The sequence below is a fragment of the Streptomyces sp. NPDC041135 genome (assembly GCF_055592085.1).
The window spans coordinates 1-17,672 of the sequence record NZ_JBVIYZ010000025.1 but is presented as its reverse complement, the minus strand read 5'-3'; the positions used below and the strand labels follow the sequence as shown (position 1 = coordinate 17,672).

The 17,672-nt window shown below is 71.1% G+C and carries 15 protein-coding genes, 1 other RNA gene and 1 pseudogene; 15 read left to right on the top strand and 2 right to left on the bottom strand.

The window, feature by feature from the left end; genetic code table 11:
• The first annotated feature begins 67 nt into the window (after window positions 1-67).
• The gene (prfB, locus tag ACZ6CZ_RS32210; RefSeq protein ID WP_469028302.1) at window positions 68-1,174 is read left to right on the top strand and encodes a peptide chain release factor 2; all 1,107 of its coding nucleotides are present in this window, start codon (window positions 68-70) and stop codon (window positions 1,172-1,174) included.
• 303 nt (window positions 1,175-1,477) lie between these two features.
• Window positions 1,478-2,365 carry a hypothetical protein gene (locus tag ACZ6CZ_RS32205; RefSeq protein ID WP_469028299.1) on the top strand — a complete coding sequence of 296 codons (888 nt, stop codon included), beginning with the start codon at window positions 1,478-1,480 and terminating at the stop codon, window positions 2,363-2,365.
• A 141-nt stretch (window positions 2,366-2,506) separates the two neighbouring features.
• Here ACZ6CZ_RS32205 and ACZ6CZ_RS32200 read toward each other — a convergent pair whose 3' ends face one another.
• The gene (locus tag ACZ6CZ_RS32200; protein WP_016438128.1) at window positions 2,507-2,698 is read right to left on the bottom strand and encodes a hypothetical protein; all 192 of its coding nucleotides are present in this window, start codon (window positions 2,696-2,698) and stop codon (window positions 2,507-2,509) included.
• 254 nt (window positions 2,699-2,952) lie between these two features.
• Here ACZ6CZ_RS32200 and ftsE point away from each other — a divergent pair, with 254 nt between their 5' ends.
• The 5 genes from ftsE to ssrA all read left to right on the top strand — a co-directional run bounded on the left by ftsE (window position 2,953) and on the right by ssrA (window position 6,952).
• Window positions 2,953-3,642, top strand: coding sequence for a cell division ATP-binding protein FtsE (gene ftsE / locus ACZ6CZ_RS32195; RefSeq protein WP_469028297.1), 690 nt, complete (start codon window positions 2,953-2,955; stop codon window positions 3,640-3,642).
• Between the two features lie 53 nt (window positions 3,643-3,695).
• The gene (gene ftsX, locus ACZ6CZ_RS32190; RefSeq protein WP_469028295.1) at window positions 3,696-4,613 is read left to right on the top strand and encodes a permease-like cell division protein FtsX; all 918 of its coding nucleotides are present in this window, start codon (window positions 3,696-3,698) and stop codon (window positions 4,611-4,613) included.
• A 67-nt stretch (window positions 4,614-4,680) separates the two neighbouring features.
• A complete protein-coding gene (locus tag ACZ6CZ_RS32185) occupies window positions 4,681-5,856 on the top strand; it encodes a S41 family peptidase (protein WP_469028292.1) in 1,176 nt (391 codons plus the stop codon).
• A gap of 58 nt (window positions 5,857-5,914) precedes the next feature.
• Window positions 5,915-6,394, top strand: coding sequence for an SsrA-binding protein SmpB (gene smpB / locus ACZ6CZ_RS32180; protein ID WP_469028290.1), 480 nt, complete (start codon window positions 5,915-5,917; stop codon window positions 6,392-6,394).
• Between the two features lie 171 nt (window positions 6,395-6,565).
• Window positions 6,566-6,952: a transfer-messenger RNA gene (ssrA, locus tag ACZ6CZ_RS32175) on the top strand.
• A 109-nt stretch (window positions 6,953-7,061) separates the two neighbouring features.
• On the opposite strand, the gene ACZ6CZ_RS32170 is transcribed toward ssrA, so the two are convergent.
• Complete coding sequence (locus ACZ6CZ_RS32170; RefSeq protein ID WP_469028287.1) at window positions 7,062-8,312, bottom strand: MFS transporter; 1,251 nt, start codon at window positions 8,310-8,312, stop codon at window positions 7,062-7,064.
• A gap of 83 nt (window positions 8,313-8,395) precedes the next feature.
• Here ACZ6CZ_RS32170 and ACZ6CZ_RS32165 point away from each other — a divergent pair, with 83 nt between their 5' ends.
• From ACZ6CZ_RS32165 to ACZ6CZ_RS32130, 8 genes and pseudogenes are all read left to right on the top strand, one after another.
• On the top strand, window positions 8,396-9,367 hold the full coding sequence (locus tag ACZ6CZ_RS32165; protein WP_469028285.1) for a LysR family transcriptional regulator: 972 nt from the start codon (window positions 8,396-8,398) through the stop codon (window positions 9,365-9,367).
• A gap of 156 nt (window positions 9,368-9,523) precedes the next feature.
• Window positions 9,524-10,729, top strand: a complete 1,206-nt coding sequence (locus tag ACZ6CZ_RS32160; RefSeq protein ID WP_469028282.1) for a hypothetical protein — start codon at window positions 9,524-9,526, stop codon at window positions 10,727-10,729.
• Window positions 10,729-12,927, top strand: coding sequence for a polysaccharide deacetylase family protein (locus tag ACZ6CZ_RS32155; RefSeq protein ID WP_469028280.1), 2,199 nt, complete (start codon window positions 10,729-10,731; stop codon window positions 12,925-12,927). Before ACZ6CZ_RS32160 ends, ACZ6CZ_RS32155 begins: the two co-directional genes overlap by 1 nt.
• Window positions 12,924-14,327, top strand: a complete 1,404-nt coding sequence (locus ACZ6CZ_RS32150) for an acyltransferase family protein (RefSeq protein WP_469028277.1) — start codon at window positions 12,924-12,926, stop codon at window positions 14,325-14,327. Before ACZ6CZ_RS32155 ends, ACZ6CZ_RS32150 begins: the two co-directional genes overlap by 4 nt.
• Before the next feature lie 186 nt (window positions 14,328-14,513).
• Complete coding sequence (locus ACZ6CZ_RS32145; RefSeq protein WP_469028276.1) at window positions 14,514-15,182, top strand: hypothetical protein; 669 nt, start codon at window positions 14,514-14,516, stop codon at window positions 15,180-15,182.
• The gene (locus tag ACZ6CZ_RS32140) at window positions 15,170-16,213 is read left to right on the top strand and encodes a hypothetical protein (protein ID WP_469028273.1); all 1,044 of its coding nucleotides are present in this window, start codon (window positions 15,170-15,172) and stop codon (window positions 16,211-16,213) included. The genes ACZ6CZ_RS32145 and ACZ6CZ_RS32140 overlap by 13 nt, the downstream gene beginning before the upstream one ends.
• Window positions 16,214-16,311: 98 nt before the next feature.
• Window positions 16,312-16,980, top strand: a complete 669-nt coding sequence (locus tag ACZ6CZ_RS32135; protein WP_469028271.1) for a hypothetical protein — start codon at window positions 16,312-16,314, stop codon at window positions 16,978-16,980.
• 68 nt (window positions 16,981-17,048) lie between these two features.
• Window positions 17,049-17,672, top strand: a pseudogene (locus tag ACZ6CZ_RS32130) (hypothetical protein); the annotation flags it as partial.

Below are 17,672 nucleotides of genomic sequence, written 5' to 3'. Positions count from 1 at the left end.
GCGGCGCCCCGTGAGCCGGCGGCCCGGCCCGGCGCTCGCCGCACGGCGGAGCCGTTAGGCTGGATGCGTGGCAGTCGTCGATGTATCCGAAGAGCTGAAGTCCCTCTCCTCGACCATGGAGTCGATCGAGGCCGTCCTGGACCTCGACAAGCTGAGGGCAGACATCGCCGTGCTCGAGGAGCAGGCGGCCGCGCCGTCCCTGTGGGACAACCCGGACGAGGCGCAGAAGATCACCAGCAAGCTCTCCCACCTCCAGGCCGAGGTCAGGAAGGCGGAGGCGCTGCGCGGCCGGATCGACGATCTCGCCGTGCTCTTCCAGATGGCCGAGGAGGAGGACGACCCGGACACCCGCGCCGAGGCGGAGTCCGAGCTGACGGCCGTCCGCAAGGCGCTGGACGAGATGGAGGTCCGCACCCTCCTGTCCGGGGAGTACGACTCCCGTGAGGCGCTCGTCAACATCCGCGCCGAGGCCGGTGGCGTCGACGCCGCCGACTTCGCGGAGAAGCTCCAGCGCATGTACCTGCGCTGGGCCGAGCAGCACGGCTACAAGACCGAGATCTACGAGACGTCGTACGCGGAGGAGGCGGGCATCAAGTCCACCACCTTCGCCGTGCAGGTGCCGTACGCCTACGGCACCCTTTCCGTCGAGCAGGGCACCCACCGCCTGGTGCGGATCTCGCCCTTCGACAACCAGGGGCGCCGGCAGACCTCCTTCGCGGGCGTGGAGATCCTCCCCGTGGTCGAGCAGACCGACCACATCGAGATCGACGAGTCCGAACTGCGGGTGGACGTCTACCGTTCCTCCGGCCCGGGCGGCCAGGGCGTGAACACCACCGACTCCGCGGTGCGGCTCACCCACCTGCCCACCGGCATCGTCGTCTCCTGCCAGAACGAGCGCTCGCAGATCCAGAACAAGGCGACCGCGATGAACGTCCTCCAGGCCAAGCTGCTCGAGCGGCGCCGTCAGGAGGAGCAGGAGAAGATGAACGCCCTCAAGGGCGACGGCGGCAACTCCTGGGGCAACCAGATGCGTTCCTACGTGCTGCACCCCTACCAGATGGTCAAGGACCTGCGCACCGATCACGAGGTCGGCAATCCCGAGGCCGTCTTCAACGGTGAGATCGACGGCTTCCTGGAGGCCGGGATTCGCTGGCGCAAGCAGCAGGAGAAGTAACTTTGTCGACATGACAACTGCCGCCCTTGAGGCGGCAGTTGTCATTTGTCTGGGTTTTACATCACACTCACACGCGCCAACTCCCGCCAAAGGCCGCCCCACTGGACATTGCGCGCGCAACGACCTTGACGGCACTGCCGAAAGTGGGAAGGGTGAAGCGTGGCATGCGTATCTCTGGGGCGCATGTGAACCGGGGGATATCGATGACGCGCCTGATTCCGGGCGCTTCGGCCACCTCCCGTCGATCACGGCCAGCCCCGAGCGCCGCCTCATTGACGATCAGCTACTGGGGGTAGCAACCAGATGACCAAGAAGACGCGGATCCGGGTCGCGCGGATAGCCGCCGGTGCCGTGATCGCCGCGGGTGCCTCGCTGACCGCTGCGGGGGCCGCCTCGGCCCTCGACATCGGTGTGTCCGTGAGCGCCGACGGTGGCGACACCGCCGGCACGACCGGTGGCGACGCGGGCGGTGACACCGGCGGCTGCCCCATCGGCATCTGCACCGACGGCGGCACCACGACCGAGGGCGGCGACACCGGCACCACCGGCACCACCGGTGACAGCAGCACCGGCGGTGACGTCACGATCGGCGGCGCCATCGGCGGCGACACCGGTGGTGACACCGGTGGTGACACCGGCACCGGCGGCACCACCACCACCGGTGGCGACACCGGCACCGGCGGCACCACCACCACGGGCGGTGACACCGGCACGGGCGGCACCAGCACCACGGGTGGCGACACCGGCACCGGCGGCACCAGCACCACGGGCGGTGACACCGGCACCGGCGGCAGCAGCACGACCGGTGGCGGCTCCTCCACCGGCGGCAGCACCTCGGGCGGCTCCACCGGCGGCTCCACCGGCGGCTCCACCGGCGGCTCCGGCTCGACCGGCGGCTCCGGCTCCACGGGCGGCGACGGCTCCACCGGCGGTTCCGGCTCCACGGGCGGCAACGGCAACACCACCCCCGACGGCGGCGGCAACGACAACGTCTCCCAGGAGGAGGGCTCCTCGGCCCTCACCGACACCGGCTCCGACACCTCGGCCCAGGGCGGCGACAAGCAGCTCGCCGAGACCGGTGCCGGCGAGACCGCGTTCCTGCTCGTCGGCGCGGCCACGATGATCGCCGGCGGCATCGGCTTCCGGGTGCTGCCGCGCCTGGTCGGCGGCCGGGGCGGCGCCGCGGCCTGACCTCGCGTCCGGATGTGACGACAGGGTGTGACGAAGGGCCCGGAGCGGGTGCGCTCCGGGCCCTTCGGCCGTGCTGCTGTTCTGCGGCCGTTCTGCTGCCCTGTGCGGGCCTGCGGGCCGCGTGGGCCCGTGCCGAGCGTCTCAGGCCGTCTGGTGTGCCAGCAGCGCCACGGCGGCGATCAGCACCGCCAGCAGCGCGATCAGCGCCATCGGGTTCAGTCCCGCGAAGAAGTTCTCCTGCTGGAGCCGTTCGCGGTTGGCCCGGCACACCGGGCACCGGCCCTCGCTCACGGGCGCCGCGCAGTTCGCGCACACCAACCGGTCGTACGTCATGCGCTCACCCTCCTCGCACCGGCCATCACATGTACAACGCATCCGGGAACGAGAACGTTCCCCCTCCACTGTGCCAGGTTCCCCCCCAGGTTGCGCGGGCGCCGGAGAAGGGGGGCCTGACCTGTGGGGTCTTGAAAAGTGACTGTAGGTGCAAAACCGTACAAGCCTCGCGCAAGTGCGGCCGTCGACTGCGCGTGCGCACCGGGTTCGCGTATGGTCACGCTCATCTACCCCCGGCGACCCGTGGTGCATCCGTGATCCGATTCGACAACGTCTCCAAGGTCTACCCCAAGCAGACCCGCCCCGCCCTCCGGGATGTCTCCCTCGAGGTGGAGAAGGGCGAGTTCGTCTTCCTCGTCGGGTCCTCCGGCTCCGGCAAGTCGACGTTCCTGCGCCTCGTCCTGCGCGAGGAGCGGTGCAGCCACGGCCAGGTGCACGTGCTGGGCAAGGACCTCGCGCGCCTCTCCAACTGGAAGGTGCCGCAGATGCGCCGCCAGCTGGGGACGGTGTTCCAGGACTTCCGCCTGCTGCCCAACAAGACGGTCGCCGAAAACGTGGCCTTCGCGCAGGAGGTCATCGGCAAGTCGCGCGGCGAGATCCGCAAGTCCGTCCCGCAGGTCCTCGACCTCGTCGGACTCGGCGGCAAGGAGGACCGCAGGCCCGGCGAGCTGTCCGGCGGTGAGCAGCAGCGCGTCGCCATCGCGCGGGCGTTCGTCAACCGGCCCAAGCTGCTGATCGCCGACGAGCCCACCGGCAACCTCGACCCGCAGACCTCCGTCGGCATCATGAAGCTGCTCGACCGGATCAACCGGACCGGCACGACCGTGGTGATGGCCACGCACGACCAGAACATCGTGGACCAGATGCGCAAGCGCGTCATCGAGCTGGAGAAGGGCCGCCTCGTGCGCGACCAGGCCCGCGGCGTCTACGGCTACCAGCACTGACCGCCGTACCCACCCGGCCGACGTTCGTCCACGGAAAGGCTTAACCCGACGCCATGCGCGCCCAGTTCGTACTGTCGGAGATCGGTGTCGGTCTCCGCCGCAACCTGACGATGACCTTCGCCGTCATCGTCTCCGTCGCCCTGTCCCTGGCGCTGTTCGGCGGTTCGCTGCTGATGAGCGACCAGGTGAGCACCATGAAGGGCTACTGGTACGACAAGGTCAACGTCTCGATCTTCCTGTGCAACAAGAGCGACGCCCAGTCCGACCCCAACTGCGCCAAGGGCGCGGTCACCGAGGACCAGAAGAAGCAGATCCTCGCCGACCTGGACAAGATGACGGTCGTCGACAAGGTGACGTACGAGTCGCAGGACGAGGCGTACAAGCACTACAAGCAGCAGTTCGGCGACTCCCCGCTGGCCAGTTCGCTGACCCCGGACCAGATGCAGGAGTCGTACCGCATCAAGCTGAAGGACCCGGAGAAGTACCAGGTCATCGCGACCGCCTTCGACGGGCGGGACGGCGTGCAGTCGGTGCAGGACCAGAAGGGCATCCTGGACAACCTGTTCGGGCTGCTGAACCTGATGAACCGGGCGGCGCTCGGCGTGATGGCGCTGATGCTCATCGTGGCCCTGCTGCTGATCGTCAACACGGTGCGCGTCTCGGCGTTCAGCCGTCGGCGGGAGACCGGGATCATGCGGCTGGTCGGCGCCTCCGGGTTCTACATCCAGGCGCCGTTCATCATGGAGGCCGCGGTCGCCGGACTCATCGGCGGCGGACTGGCCTGCGTCTTCCTGGTGGTGGGCCGGTACCTCACCATCGACCACGGCATGGCCCTGTCGGACAAGCTCACCCTCATCAACTTCGTGGGCTGGGACGCGGTGTTGACCAAGCTCCCGCTGATCCTCGCCACCAGCGTGCTGATGCCCGCGCTGGCCGCGTTCTTCGCGCTGCGCAAGTACCTGAAGGTGTGACGAATGACAAGAGGGCCGTACGGGCAACGTTCCGTACGGCCCTCCGTGTTGTCCTAGACTCACCCGCATGTCAGGCCGTGACCTGTTCTGTCAGCCCCGCCGCATCCGCCGCGGGGCCGCCCTGACATTGGTCTTAGCCGGCGTCCTGGCGGCCGGTGCCGCCACCTGCTCCTTCCCCGACCCCGGCCGGCCCGCCCGCAAGGCCGCCCAGCCGGCCGGCGCGGCCCGCGCGGCCACCCGGCACGAGGACGTGCAGCGCGCCGCCGCCCAGGCCATGGCCGACGGCAAGTCCCCGATGGAGGCCGCCGAGCGGGCCGTCAGCCGCAGCGGCGACCGCTGGGGCGCCGTCTACTCCGAGGGCGAGTACCAGGAGTTCCAGGAGGCGCTGGACGGCGCCTACACCGGCGTCGGACTGTGGGCGCGGCGCGAGCGCGACGGCCGCATCGAGGTGACCCGGGTGCAGTCCGGCTCGCCCGCGGCCGCCGCCGGCATCCACCGCGGCGACCGGCTGCGCAGCGTCGACGGCAAGGACGTCGACGGGCGGCCGGTCACCGAGGTCGTCGCCCTGCTGCGCGGCGACGCCACCGACGCCCACGCCGGCACCGCGGTCACCCTGGGCCTGCAGCGCTCCACCCGCACCTGGCACGAGACGCTGCGCCGGGCCCGCCTGTCCACCGGCTCGGTGACCGTGCGCAAGCTGTCCGGCGGCATCACCGTGATCCGGATAGCCGCCTTCACCAAGGGCGCGGGCGACGAGGTCCGCACCGCGGTACGGCAGGCCCCGGCCGGCGCCGGGATCGTCCTGGACCTGCGCGGCAACTCCGGCGGCCTGGTCACCGAGGCCGTCACCGCCGCCTCCGCCTTCCTCGACGGCGGCCTCGTCGCCACCTACGACGTCGAGGGCAGCGAGCGCGCCCTGCACGCCGAGCCCGGCGGGGACACCGCCCGGCCCCTGGTCGCGCTGGTCGACGGCGGCACGATGAGCGCGGCCGAACTGCTCACCGGCGCCCTCCAGGACCGGGGCCGGGCGGTCGTCGTCGGCTCCCGCACCTTCGGCAAGGGCTCCGTGCAGATGCCGAGCAAGCTGCCGGACGGCTCGGTGGCCGAGCTGACCGTCGGCCACTACCGCACCCCGGCCGGCCGCGCGGTGGACGGCCGGGGCATCACGCCGGACCTGGAAGCGGGCCGGGAGGCGCTCGCCCGGGCCGAGACGGTGCTGAGCGGTCTGGGTGACCCGTCCTGAGCCCCGCGGTAATCGGCTTCCCCCCGACCCCCCGCGTAGTGCGAAAATGGACGGCACTATGGCTAAGGAAAAAGGGCGCAAGCTGATCGCGCAGAACAAGAAGGCGCGGCACGACTACCAGATCCTCGACACCTACGAGGCCGGTCTGGTGCTCACGGGGACCGAGGTGAAGTCACTGCGCCAGGGGCGGGCCTCACTGGTCGACGGCTTCGTCCAGCTGGACGGGCACGAGGCGTGGCTGCACAACGTGCACGTCCCCGAGTACAGCCAGGGCACCTGGACCAACCACACCGCCCGCCGCAAGCGAAAGCTGCTGCTGCACCGGGAGGAGATCGGCAAGCTGGAGGCCAAGTCCCAGGAGACCGGCCACACGATCGTGCCGCTCGCGCTGTACTTCAAGGACGGCCGGGCCAAGATCGAGATCGCCCTGGCCCGGGGCAAGAAGGAGTACGACAAGCGGCAGACATTGCGCGAGAAGCAGGACCGGCGCGAGACCGACCGGGCGATCTCGGCGGTCCGGCGCAAGCAGCAGGCGTAGGCGGGAGCACGGGCCGCCGGTGAGCGCGCCCACGGGCGCCGGGGGAGGCGCCGGACGCGGACGACACCGGGCGGGAATGCGCTGGCACGCTCCCGTGTTGTTCACGTACGATGGCACCTGCACTCCGCAGTGGGTGCGCAGCCCTCCCCGGAGGGTTTGACAACACAACATGGGGATGATCGGTTTCGACAGCGGTTGTCGAAGCAGGGGAAGCGTGCCGAGGAAGCGGCCATGATCTCGTGAACCACAGGCCGAAACAAATAATCGCCAACACCAAGCGCGATTCCTCCCAGTTCGCTCTCGCTGCTTAATTAAGTAGCGGGCGAACTCCTACGGGAGTGTCAGCCCGGGGCTGTTCCCGACCCGGATCCTGGCATCAGCTAGGGAACTAAACCTTGATCCCGGTCACGGGGTGAAGAGGGAAATCAAACAGTGACTGGGCCCGTCGGCGACTTGTTCGCGTGATCGCCGGGGCCGAGAAAATCACAGCGAACTGCGCACGGAGAAGCCCTGGTTCCGCACCGTTGGACGCGGGTTCGATTCCCGCCATCTCCACCAGCTGGAGCACCCCTCCACACCCCATGTGGGCGAAGGCCCCGCCGCTTCCGAGCGGCGGGGCCTTCGTCATGCCGGGCGCCCGGCCGGCGCCGGCTGCCCCCGGCGAGGCTCACGCGGCGCCGCGCGGCGCCGCGCTCACGCCTTTCGCCTGCCGGGGCCGCGCCAGGGCGGCCGTCCGGTCGATGAGCAGCGCCAGGGCCGCGGCGGCGACGGGCACCAGGAAACCGCTCCCCGGCTCGGCACGCTCGGCCACCCAGCCGCCGCAGGCCGACCCGCAGGCGACGCCGGTGAGCAGCGCGGTGACGACGAGACTCATGCCCTCGTTCAGCCGGTCGCCCGGGGTGCGCCGCTGGACCAGGGCCATCGCGGTCACCATCGTCGGCGCGGTCGCCATGCCCGCGACCAGCAGGGCCGGCGCGAGCGCCCACAGGGAACCGGTGGCACGCGCCGCGAGCAGCGGCAGCGCCATCAGCGCGGTCATCGCGCCCAGGCAGCGCGCCGGCCGGGGCGCGGCCGGGCGCAGGGTCCCGTACAGCAGGCCCGCCGCGCAGGAGCCCGCCGCCTGCAGGGCGAGGACCGGCCCGGCCGCCGGGCGGTGGCCCAGCGCGTCGGCGTACGCGATCGTGACGACCTCCATCGCGCCGAAGACCGCGCCGACGGCGACGAAACAGAGCAGCAGCGGCGCGACGCCCGGACTGCGCAGCGGCGACCGGGCCTGCGAACGGGCCCGGGGCGGCGGCTCGGTGGCGCGCTGCGCGGCGAACAGCAGCAGGCCGGCCAGCAGCAGCGCGGCGGCGGTGAGCGTGCCCGCCTCCGGGAAGAACGTGCCGGTCAGGAAGGACGCCAGCACGGGCCCCAGCATGAAGCACAGCTCGTCGGCGGCCTGCTCGAAGGAGTTGGCGGTGTGCAGGGCGTCGGGGTCGTCCCGCAGCAGGTGCGCCCAGCGGGCGCGGGACATGCCGCCGAGGTTGGGGGTGGTGGCGGTGGCGGCGTAGGCGGCGAACAGCGTCCAGTCGGGGGCGCCGCTGCGGACGCACAGCAGCAGGGCGAGGCTGCCGAGCACCGCGAGGACCGTGGCGGGCACCGCGACCCGGGCCTGCCCGTGCCGGTCGACGAGCCGCGCGATCCACGGTCCGGCCAGCCCGGTCGCCACCAGACCGGTGCCCGTGACGGCACCGGCCAGGGCGTACGAGCCGCGCGACCCGGCGATCATCACCACCGCGCTCACGCCGAACATGCCCATCGGCAGACGGGCGAGCAGGTTGCCGGCGGTGAAGGCACGGGTGCCGGGCAGGGCGAACAGCCGGCGGTACGGGGCGAGGGGCGAGGTGCGGGGTGAGGTACGGGACGAGACGGGCATGCAAGGACGGTCGCCCGGGAGGGATCACCGGGTCCAACACCTGTCCGGCGCCGATTGACACACCCCGGTTGTAAGTTCCTGTCGTGCCCACACCCACCCACCTCGATCCCCGCCTCCTGCGCGCCTTCGTCACGGTCGCCGAGGAACTGCACTTCACCCGCGCCGCGGCCCGCCTCTACGTGGCCCAGCAGGCGCTCAGCCGGGACATCCGGCGGCTGGAGCGGGAGCTGGGCGCCGAGCTGTTCGTGCGCACCACCCGGCAGGTCACGCCGACCCCGGACGCCGAGCGCCTGCTGCCCCACGCCCGCCGGGTGCTGGCCGCCCAGGAGGACCTGCTCGCCGCCTTCGGCCAGGTCCGGCCCCTGCTGGTGGACATCAACTCCCCGGGACTCGGCACCGGTCGCCGCGTACTGCACCGGGCCCGGGAACTCGCCCCCGACTGCGATCTGATGGCCCGCTACGAGAGCGGCCTGACCGGAGCGGCGGCCGAGCTGCTCGCCGGGCGGCTGGACGTCTCCTTCGGGCGGTTCGCCGGTCTGGACCCGGCGCTGCGGGCAGGCCTGGAGCAGCAGCCGGTGCGCTACGAGCCCATGGCCGTCGTCCTGCCCGAGGACCACCCGCTGGCCGGGCTGGCGCGGGTGCCGCTGGCCGCGCTGGCGGGGGAGTCCGTCTACGCCGGCGCCGGCAATCCGCGCACCCGGGAGTGGACCGACCTCGCACATCACCTGTTCGAGGGACGGGGCATCCGACTGGCGTCACCCCTTCCACCGGCGTTCGGCGAGGAGGAGTTCGAGCGGTTGATGGCGAAGACCCGTAGTCCGGTTCTGGCCGTGGTGGACTTTCCGGCCATGCCCCGGACGGTGTTGCGGCCGCTGGTCGATCCGGTGCCGGTGTCGCCTGTGTCGCTGGTGTGGCGAAAGGGGCTGGTCCATCCGGGATTGGCTGCGCTTCGGCGGGCCGCGACCGAGATCGGCGGAGCCGAAGGGTGGCTTCGGCGGCCCGCCGGGAGTTGGATTTCGGCCAGTGACGATGGTGTGATGAACGCCATCAGATGACACATGGCGACCGCGGGGCCTGCCAGTGCGCTACATTCATCGCCCGAGCGCGGTCTGGTAGTAGGGGCGCTTGAGCTGGGTGGGGGCCCGGCTCGATCGACTGGTGCTCGGAGTCGTGTGCGCACCCTTAACTGTCCCGTGGGGGGATGTGCGCGCGTGAATAAGTGGCGAGAAGACGCCCAACCGGAGTGGCCCCAGGTCGCGTCCGGGGCCGGCGGCCTGCCCGTGACGGCGGGAGACACCCGGCTCATACCGGGGACCGGCGTCCAGGGGTTCCCGCCGGGGCCGACGGAGCCGTACGCCGACGCGGAACCGTACGGCGGCGCCTACGGTGCTTACGTCGACTCCGGTGTCTCGGGTGCCTCCCATGCCTCCGCCACCGGTGGGGCCCCGGGTTCCTTCGACGCCTTCGGCGCGTTCGACGCCTTCCGTTCGCACGGGCCGGCGCGGCCCACCGCGGCGGCCCCGGTCGACGAGACCGCCGTACTGCCGCAAGGCCGTCACGGCGGAGGCGTCGGGAGCCGCACGGGTGCCCCGCACGACCTCTGGAACGAACCGCTCACGTCCGTCACGCGGGCCACCGGGGCGACGTCCGCCACGCGCGCCGCGTCCGCCGGTGCCGACGCGACCCACGATCCGCACGAGGTGACGGTCCAGCTCGACGCCGTACAGCTCGGGGACCTCCACCTGAGCGCGGTCGCGAGCGCGCCGCGCGGGGGCGGGCAGGACGCCTCCGACGGGCCGGTCTTCGTCGACGCCTCCGGCCGCCGCGGCCGTACCTTCCGCCGCCTGGGCGTGCTCATCGGGGTCGCCTGCGCCGGGTACGCCGCCGTCATCGTCGCCACCCTGCTCAGCGGCAGCTCCGACGCGCCCTGGCTGCCGGTGCCGGGCCAGGACGCCGACGGCACCGCCGGCAAGGTCGACACCTCCCCGCTGCCCAGCACGTCCGCTCAGCCGTCCGGCAGCGCCGGTGCCGCCACCCGGGCGACCGCCACGCCGGGCAGCGGCGCGACCGCCACCGGGACCGCCGCCCCCATCGTGCGCGAGACCGCCGGCAGCGCGGCGACGAAGAAGACCACGACCGCCCCGCGGCCGACGGCCACGAGGTCCACCACCGCCGCGGCGGGCGGCGCCGGCGCGTCCTCGCCGGACCCCACGCCGGTGCTGCCGACGACCACCGCCTCGGCCGTCGGCAGCACGCCCACCCACGACGTGCCCGACCCCACCGCGACGGCCGGCGACAGCGTCGGCGCCCTCGGCGACTTCGCGGCCCAGGCGCAGCTCATCCCCACGCCCCTCGCCGAGGAGCCGCGCACCGACGCGTTCTCCTCGTCCGCCCCGTCCCCGGAGCACACCCTCTGATGGCACCCCGCACCAGCCGTCACGGAGCGCCCGGCGCCCGTGGCGGCTCCCCGCGCCGCCGCCTGCCCATGCGCCTGCTGCTGCCGCTGCTCGTCCTCGTCGCGCTCTCGGCGATGCTGATGCTGCGCGGCTACGTCCACAGCGAGATCCTCGCCGACCACCGCATCCAGCCCGAGGCCGCCACCGGCAAGGTGCCGGAGCGGATCCTCGAGGGCGGCCCGGTCATCGACACCCGCAGCGGCCGTACCGCCAGCCTGGGCGTGCCCGACCACCGCCTGGTCCTCACCTTCGACGACGGACCGGACCCGACCTGGACACCGAAGGTCCTGGACGTGCTGAAGGAGCACCACGCGCACGCGGTCTTCTTCGTCACCGGCACCATGGCCTCCCGCTACCCCGAGCTGGTCCGGCGCATGGTGGCCGAGGGCCACGAGGTCGGCCTGCACACCTTCAACCACCCCGACCTCTCCTACCAGTCGAAGAAGCGCATCGACTGGGAGCTGTCCCAGAACCAGCTGGCGATCACCGGGGCCGCGGGCATCCGCACGTCGCTCTTCCGGCCGCCGTACTCCTCCTTCGCCGACGCCATGGACGACAAGTCATGGCCGGTCACCCGGTACATCGGTACCCGCGGCTACATCACGGTCGTCAACAACACCGACAGCGAGGACTGGCGCAAGCCGGGCGTCGACGAGATCATCCGCCGCGCCACCCCGCACGGCGGCAAGGGCGCCATCGTCCTGATGCACGACTCCGGCGGCGACCGCCACCAGACCGTGCGGGCGCTGGACCGGTTCGTGCCGATGCTCCAGGCGCGGGGCTACACCTTCGGCAACCTCACCGAGGCCCTGGACGCGCCGAGCGCGCTCACCACCGTGCACGGCCTCGACCTGTGGAAGGGCAAGGCCTGGATCTTCCTGGTCCAGGCCGCCGACGGCATCACCGACGTGCTGGTCGTCGCCCTCGCCGTGATCGGCGTCCTGGTCATGGCCCGCTTCGTCCTGATGCTGCTGCTGTCCGGCGCGCACGCCCGCCGGGTGCGCCGCAAGGGCTTCCGCTGGGGGCCACCGGTCACCGAACCGGTGTCGGTGCTGGTCCCGGCGTACAACGAGGCGAAGTGCATCGAGAACACCGTCCGTTCGCTGATGGCCAGTGAGCACCCCATCGAGGTCGTCGTCGTCGACGACGGTTCGAGCGACGGCACCGCGCGGATCGTCGAGGCCATGGCGCTGCCGAACGTCCGCGTCGTCCGCCAGCTCAACGCGGGCAAGCCGGCCGCGCTCAACCGCGGCCTGGCGAACGCCCGGTACGACGTCATCGTGATGATGGACGGCGACACGGTCTTCGAACCGGCCACCGTCCGCGAACTCGTCCAGCCCTTCGGCGACCCGCGCGTGGGCGCCGTGGCCGGCAACGCCAAGGTGGGCAACCGGGACTCCCTCATCGGCGCCTGGCAGCACATCGAGTACGTGATGGGCTTCAACCTCGACCGCCGCATGTACGACATCCTGCGCTGCATGCCGACGATCCCGGGGGCGGTGGGCGCGTTCCGCCGGTCCGCCCTGGAACGCGTCGGCGGCATGAGCGACGACACGCTCGCCGAGGACACCGACATCACCATGGCGATGCACCGCGACGGCTGGCGCGTCGTCTACGCCGAGAAGGCCCGCGCCTGGACCGAGGCCCCGGAGTCGGTCCAGCAGCTGTGGTCCCAGCGCTACCGCTGGTCCTACGGCACCATGCAGGCCATCTGGAAGCACCGCCGTGCCCTCGTGGAACGGGGCCCGTCGGGCCGCTTCGGCCGGGTCGGCCTGCCCCTGGTGTCGCTGTTCATGGTGCTGGCCCCGCTGCTGGCCCCGCTCATCGACGTCTTCCTCCTGTACGGCGTGGTCTTCGGCCCCACCCAGAAGACGGTCCTGGCCTGGCTGGGCGTCCTGGCCCTCCAGGCCGTGTGCGCGGCCTACGCCTTCCGCCTCGACCGCGAACGCATGTCCCACCTGATCTCGCTGCCCCTGCAGCAGATCCTCTACCGCCAACTCATGTACGTCGTCCTGCTCCAGTCCTGGATCACGGCACTCACCGGCGGACGCCTGCGCTGGCAGAAGCTGCGGCGCACGGGTGTCGTCGAAGCCCCCGGCGGCCCGGCGCCGGGCCGGCGGACCCACCGGAGCGGCAGTGATCGGAGGCCTGTGGGATGACCCACGGATACACGCCCGGGCAGCAGCCCCACGGCTTTCCCCAGCAGCGGGCGACCGACGCGGTCCCCGCACCGGCTCACGTCCCCCCGTCCCCCCACGCCTCCCCGTCCCCCCACGCCTCCCCGTCCCCCTACACCTCCCCGTCCCCTTACGGCTCCGCTTCCCCTTACGCTTCCGGCCCCGCCCCTGCCACCGCCGCCCCTGCCGCCGCCGTCCCCGCTGCCCCTGCCGCTCCCGCCGCCGCTCCCGCGGCGAGGAAGCCGGGCCGCGACCGCTACCTGGACCTGCTGCGCTCGATCGCCCTGGTCCGCGTCGTCGTCTACCACCTGTTCGGCTGGGCGTGGCTGACGGTCCTGTTCCCCTCCATGGGCGTGATGTTCGCGCTGGCGGGCTCGCTGATGGCGCGCTCGCTGAACCGCCCGCCGGTGAGCGTGATCAAGAGCCGGGTGCGCAGGCTGCTGCCCCCGCTGTGGGCGTTCAGCGCGGTCGCCCTGGCGCTGATGTTCGCCGGTGGCTGGAACCCGGTGAAGGACCCCGACCACGGCGGCACCTGGGGCATCGTCGACCTGTTCACCTACCTCGTCCCGATCGGCGCCCCGCCCTTCCCCTGGCACATCGGCTCCCGGTCGGGCCTGCTGGAGGACACCTGGGCGGTGCAGGCGTGCGGCCCGCTCTGGTACCTGCGTGCCTACCTGTGGTTCGTCGTGGCGTCCCCGCTGCTGCTGTGGGCGTTCCGCAAGGCGCCGTGGCCGACGCTGCTGGCCCCGCTGGGCCTGACGGCGATCGTCGGCACCGGGCTGGTGTCGATCCCGGGCGAGACCGGCAACGCCGTCACCGACTTCGCGGTCTACGGCGGCTGCTGGGTGCTGGGCTTCGCCCACCACGAGGGCGTCCTGCAACGCGTCCCCCGCTACGTCGCCGTCTCCGGCGCGGCCCTGCTGATGGCCTTCGGCCTGTGGTGGGCCTCCGGCCACCTGGGCCCCGACGGCTGGGACCTCAACGACATCTCCCTGGCCCAGGCGACCTGGTCGTTCGGTTTCGTGGTCATCCTGCTCCAGTACTCGCCGTCCTGGCAGGAGCTGCCCGGCCGCCTCGCCCGCTGGGACAAGCTGGTCACGCTGTCCAACAACCGCGCGGTCACGATCTACCTGTGGCACAACATGCTCATCATGGCCACGGTCCCGATCATCGACCAGGCCTACAACCTCCCGTTCATGCAGAGCGACCGCGCGGTGGCCGCCCTGGACTCCAGCTACATGATCTGGATGTTCTTCCTGGTCTGGCCGCTGATCGGCCTGGTCGTCGTGGCCTTCGGGTGGATCGAGGACATCGCGGCCAAGCGGGGCCCGAGGCTGTGGCCGAACGGCGCCCAGCGGGCAGGCGGCCGCCGCAAGCCCTGACCGGGCCTCGCCCTGCCTCCGCCCCGCCTCCGCCACCCTTCATGTTTGCCCTTCCCTTTCGCCCCGTCGCGCGTACGTCCGCCGTCCGCCGACGGGGCGAATCAATTCGCTCTGGTGCGCCCACGGCCGATCTCGATACCGTGTCGACTGCTTCACCGACCTCAACAGCCCCACCAGGAGCCCACCGTGACCCGCCGCCGCTCCCGTCTGCTCACCACCGCCGCCACCGGTGCGACAGCCGTACTCCTGCTCGCCGGCTGCGGGGGAGGGGACGACGGCGGCAAGAAGTCGGAGGACAAGATCGCGGGCTCGGACACGGGAAGCTCGGCCTCCGCCACACCGTCGGCGTCGCCATCGGCGCCCGTGGCGCAGGACCGCCCGAGGATCGTCCTGCCGTCGGACGTCAAGCTGGCCTTCACGCCGGAGACGACGGGGGACGCCACGAAGGACGCGGTCCTGCGCGACAACGCGGAGTTCATCCGCGCGCTCAACGCGGCCATCGTCGCCCAGAACCCGCGGCTGCCCGCGCTGGAGTACTACACCGAGGGCGAGGGGGCGGCCGCCGCCCAGCAGTGGGTCAAGTCCTTCAAGGACGCCGGCTGGACGGTCACCGGTACCGTGCGCTACTTCGACCGCCAGGTCGGCGTGGAGTCGTCGGGCAAGGCGTCGCTCAGCTACTGCGGGGACGAGAGCAAGGGATACAGCAAGGTCGTCAAGACCGGCGAAGTGAAGCGGACGAAGGCGACCAAGGACAGCTACGTCGCCTACGGCGTGCAGGTGCAGAAGAACCAGAAGGGGGTCTGGGAACTCGTGAAGATCGCATCCACCCGTGGGGCCGGCAGGTGCCAGCCGTGATTCGCTCGCGCCGCGTCACCGTCCTGCTCGCCGCCGCGGCGATATCCCTGATACCCGCGACGGCAGCCCACGCCGATCAGGGACCGCCGGGAGGCGGCACGGTGGGCGGCGGATCGGACACCCACACCTCCGGCAACTCGTCCGGCGACGGCACCCTTTCGTCCTCCGCCGGGGTCATCGTCTACGACCGTTCGAAGAACGGTTCCGGTCCTTCCGTGGGTCCGGTGACGTCGACGACGTCGTGGACGCCGCCCGCGTGCTGGTACGCGCCGAAGTATTCCCCGGCCGACCTGAAGGCGTACCTGGAACCGATCTGGGAGGCGGGCTCGACGGGCTCCGACTGGGACGCGCAGCAGCGTGACCGCTACGAGGGCGGCCATCCCTACAAGGACTTCAACAAGGACAAGGCCGGCAAGGGATATTGGTGGGACTCGTATGTGAACGAGGATTTCCCGCCGGGGTGGGACAAGTGCGAGGAGCCGATCTTCTGGGTGGACAAGGGTGATGCTCCGCCGCCGAACGTCCAGAACGCGATCACGCCGAGGATCCTGGCGGAGTTGGCGTACGGCGAGGTGCGGGTGCCGAGTACGGAGGTGACGTTGGCTCCGGCGGCGGCGACGAAGGTGAATCTGCCGACGTGGGCGTGGCTGGACGGGGCGCGGTTCAAGCCGGTGTCGGTGACGGCTTCGGTTCCGTTGCTGGGGATTTCGGCGACGACGACGGCGACGCCGGTCTCGCTGAGGATCGATCCGGGGACGTCGGACGCGGTGACGTATCCGGGGTCGGGTGTGTGCGCGATCGAGGACGGCCGTATCGGGGAGCCGTATGCGAAGGGCAAGGCGGAGCGGACGCCGCCGTGCGGGGTGAAGTACCTGCGCTCCTCGGGCACGGGTTCGTACCGGCTGAAGGCGACGATCACGTGGGACATCCACTGGACGGGCAGCGACGGTGATGGCGGTGACCTGCCGCAGGGGACGTTCGGTGCCGACCAGGACGTGGTCGTACAGGAGATCCAGTCCGTGAACCGCTGAGAAGCGGACGGTCCTCCTCTCCCGTTTTGCGCCCACGGGCCCGCTCGATACGGTGTCGGCTGCCTCACCGACCTCAACAGCCGCACCAGGAGCCCACCGTGACCCGCCGCCGCCCCCGTCTGCTCGCGACTGCCACCACCGGTGCGATGGCCGTACTCCTGCTCACCGGGTGCGGGGGAGGGGACGGCGGCGGCTCGACGTCGGGGGACAAGATCGCGGGGGCGGACACGGGGCGCTCGACGTCCGCCACTCCGTCCGCGTCGGCATCGACGTCCGTGGCGGAGGGCCGCCCTGTGCTCCAGATGCCGTCGGACCTGTCGTACACCTTCGACTGGCCCAGAACGGGTGACGCCACGAAGGACGCGGTGCTGAGCGACAGTGAGCAGTCCATCAAGGCGGTGGACCTCGCGATCGTGCACCAGGACGCCCTCGACCCGGCGTACCGCTTCTACTACGAGGGTGAAGCCGCCGCGCAGACACAGCAGTACATCCAGGCCTATGCCAAGGCGAAGGCGCGGGTCACCGGTAGCTACCGCTACTACAACCCGGTGGTCAACGTCAGCGGCTCCGACAAGGCGTCGCTGGTGTACTGCGAGGACCAGGGCAAGGCGTACGACTTGTACCTGAAGACGAAGAAGGTCGACAGGACGTCCGTCACCAAGAACAGCTACGTGCTCTACAGCTCCCAGTTGCACAAGAACGGCAAGGGCGTCTGGGTCGTCGAGAAGCTCGACTCCGTGAGGGGTAGCGCGAAGTGCCAGCCCTGAGCACCGGATCACGAGCGGTGGTCGCGTCGGCGCTGGTCGGTTCGATCCTGGCGGGTGCCGCTCCCGCCATGGCAGACAACAAGATAGACGGGGGTGTACAGAAGCCTCCGCATTCCGGCGAGAAGACGTCGGGCGGTGTAAACAACGCCACGCTCAGCTCGTCGGCCGGGGTCATCGTCTACGACCGTTCCAAGAACGGTTCGGGTTCTTCCGTGGGCCCCGTCACCTCCACGACCACATGGACGCCGCCCGCCTGCTGGTACGCGCCGAAGTACACGCCGGACCAGTTGAAGGCGTATCTGGAGCCGATCTGGGAGGCGGGGTCGACCGGGTATGAGTGGGACGCGCAGCAGCGTGACCGTTATGTGGGTGGCCATCCCTACAAGGACTTCAACAAGGACAAGGCCGGCAAGGGATATTGGTGGGACTCGTATGTGAACGAGGATTTCCCGCCGGGGTGGGACAAGTGTAAGGAGCCGATCTTCTGGGTGGACAAGGGTGATGCTCCGCCGCCGAACGTCCAGAATGCGATCACGCCGAGGATTCTGGCGGAGTTGGCGTACGGCGAGGTGCGGGTGCCGAGTACGGAGGTGACGCTGGCTCCGGCGGCGGCGACGAAGGTGAATCTGCCGACGTGGGCGTGGCTGGACGGGGCGCGGTTCAAGCCGGTGTCGGTGACGGCTTCGGTTCCG

Coding starts and splice junctions, on each gene's coding strand:
- ACZ6CZ_RS32205 (WP_469028299.1), top strand. CDS start 1,478: ATGACCAAGAAGACGCGGATCCGGGTCGCGCGGATAGCCGCCGGTGCC.
- ACZ6CZ_RS32200 (WP_016438128.1), bottom strand. CDS start 2,698: ATGACGTACGACCGGTTGGTGTGCGCGAACTGCGCGGCGCCCGTGAGC.
- ACZ6CZ_RS32170 (WP_469028287.1), bottom strand. CDS start 8,312: ATGCCCGTCTCGTCCCGTACCTCACCCCGCACCTCGCCCCTCGCCCCG.
- smpB (WP_469028290.1), top strand. CDS start 5,915: ATGGCTAAGGAAAAAGGGCGCAAGCTGATCGCGCAGAACAAGAAGGCG.
- ACZ6CZ_RS32155 (WP_469028280.1), top strand. CDS start 10,729: ATGGCACCCCGCACCAGCCGTCACGGAGCGCCCGGCGCCCGTGGCGGC.
- ftsX (WP_469028295.1), top strand. CDS start 3,696: ATGCGCGCCCAGTTCGTACTGTCGGAGATCGGTGTCGGTCTCCGCCGC.
- ACZ6CZ_RS32150 (WP_469028277.1), top strand. CDS start 12,924: ATGACCCACGGATACACGCCCGGGCAGCAGCCCCACGGCTTTCCCCAG.
- ACZ6CZ_RS32185 (WP_469028292.1), top strand. CDS start 4,681: ATGTCAGGCCGTGACCTGTTCTGTCAGCCCCGCCGCATCCGCCGCGGG.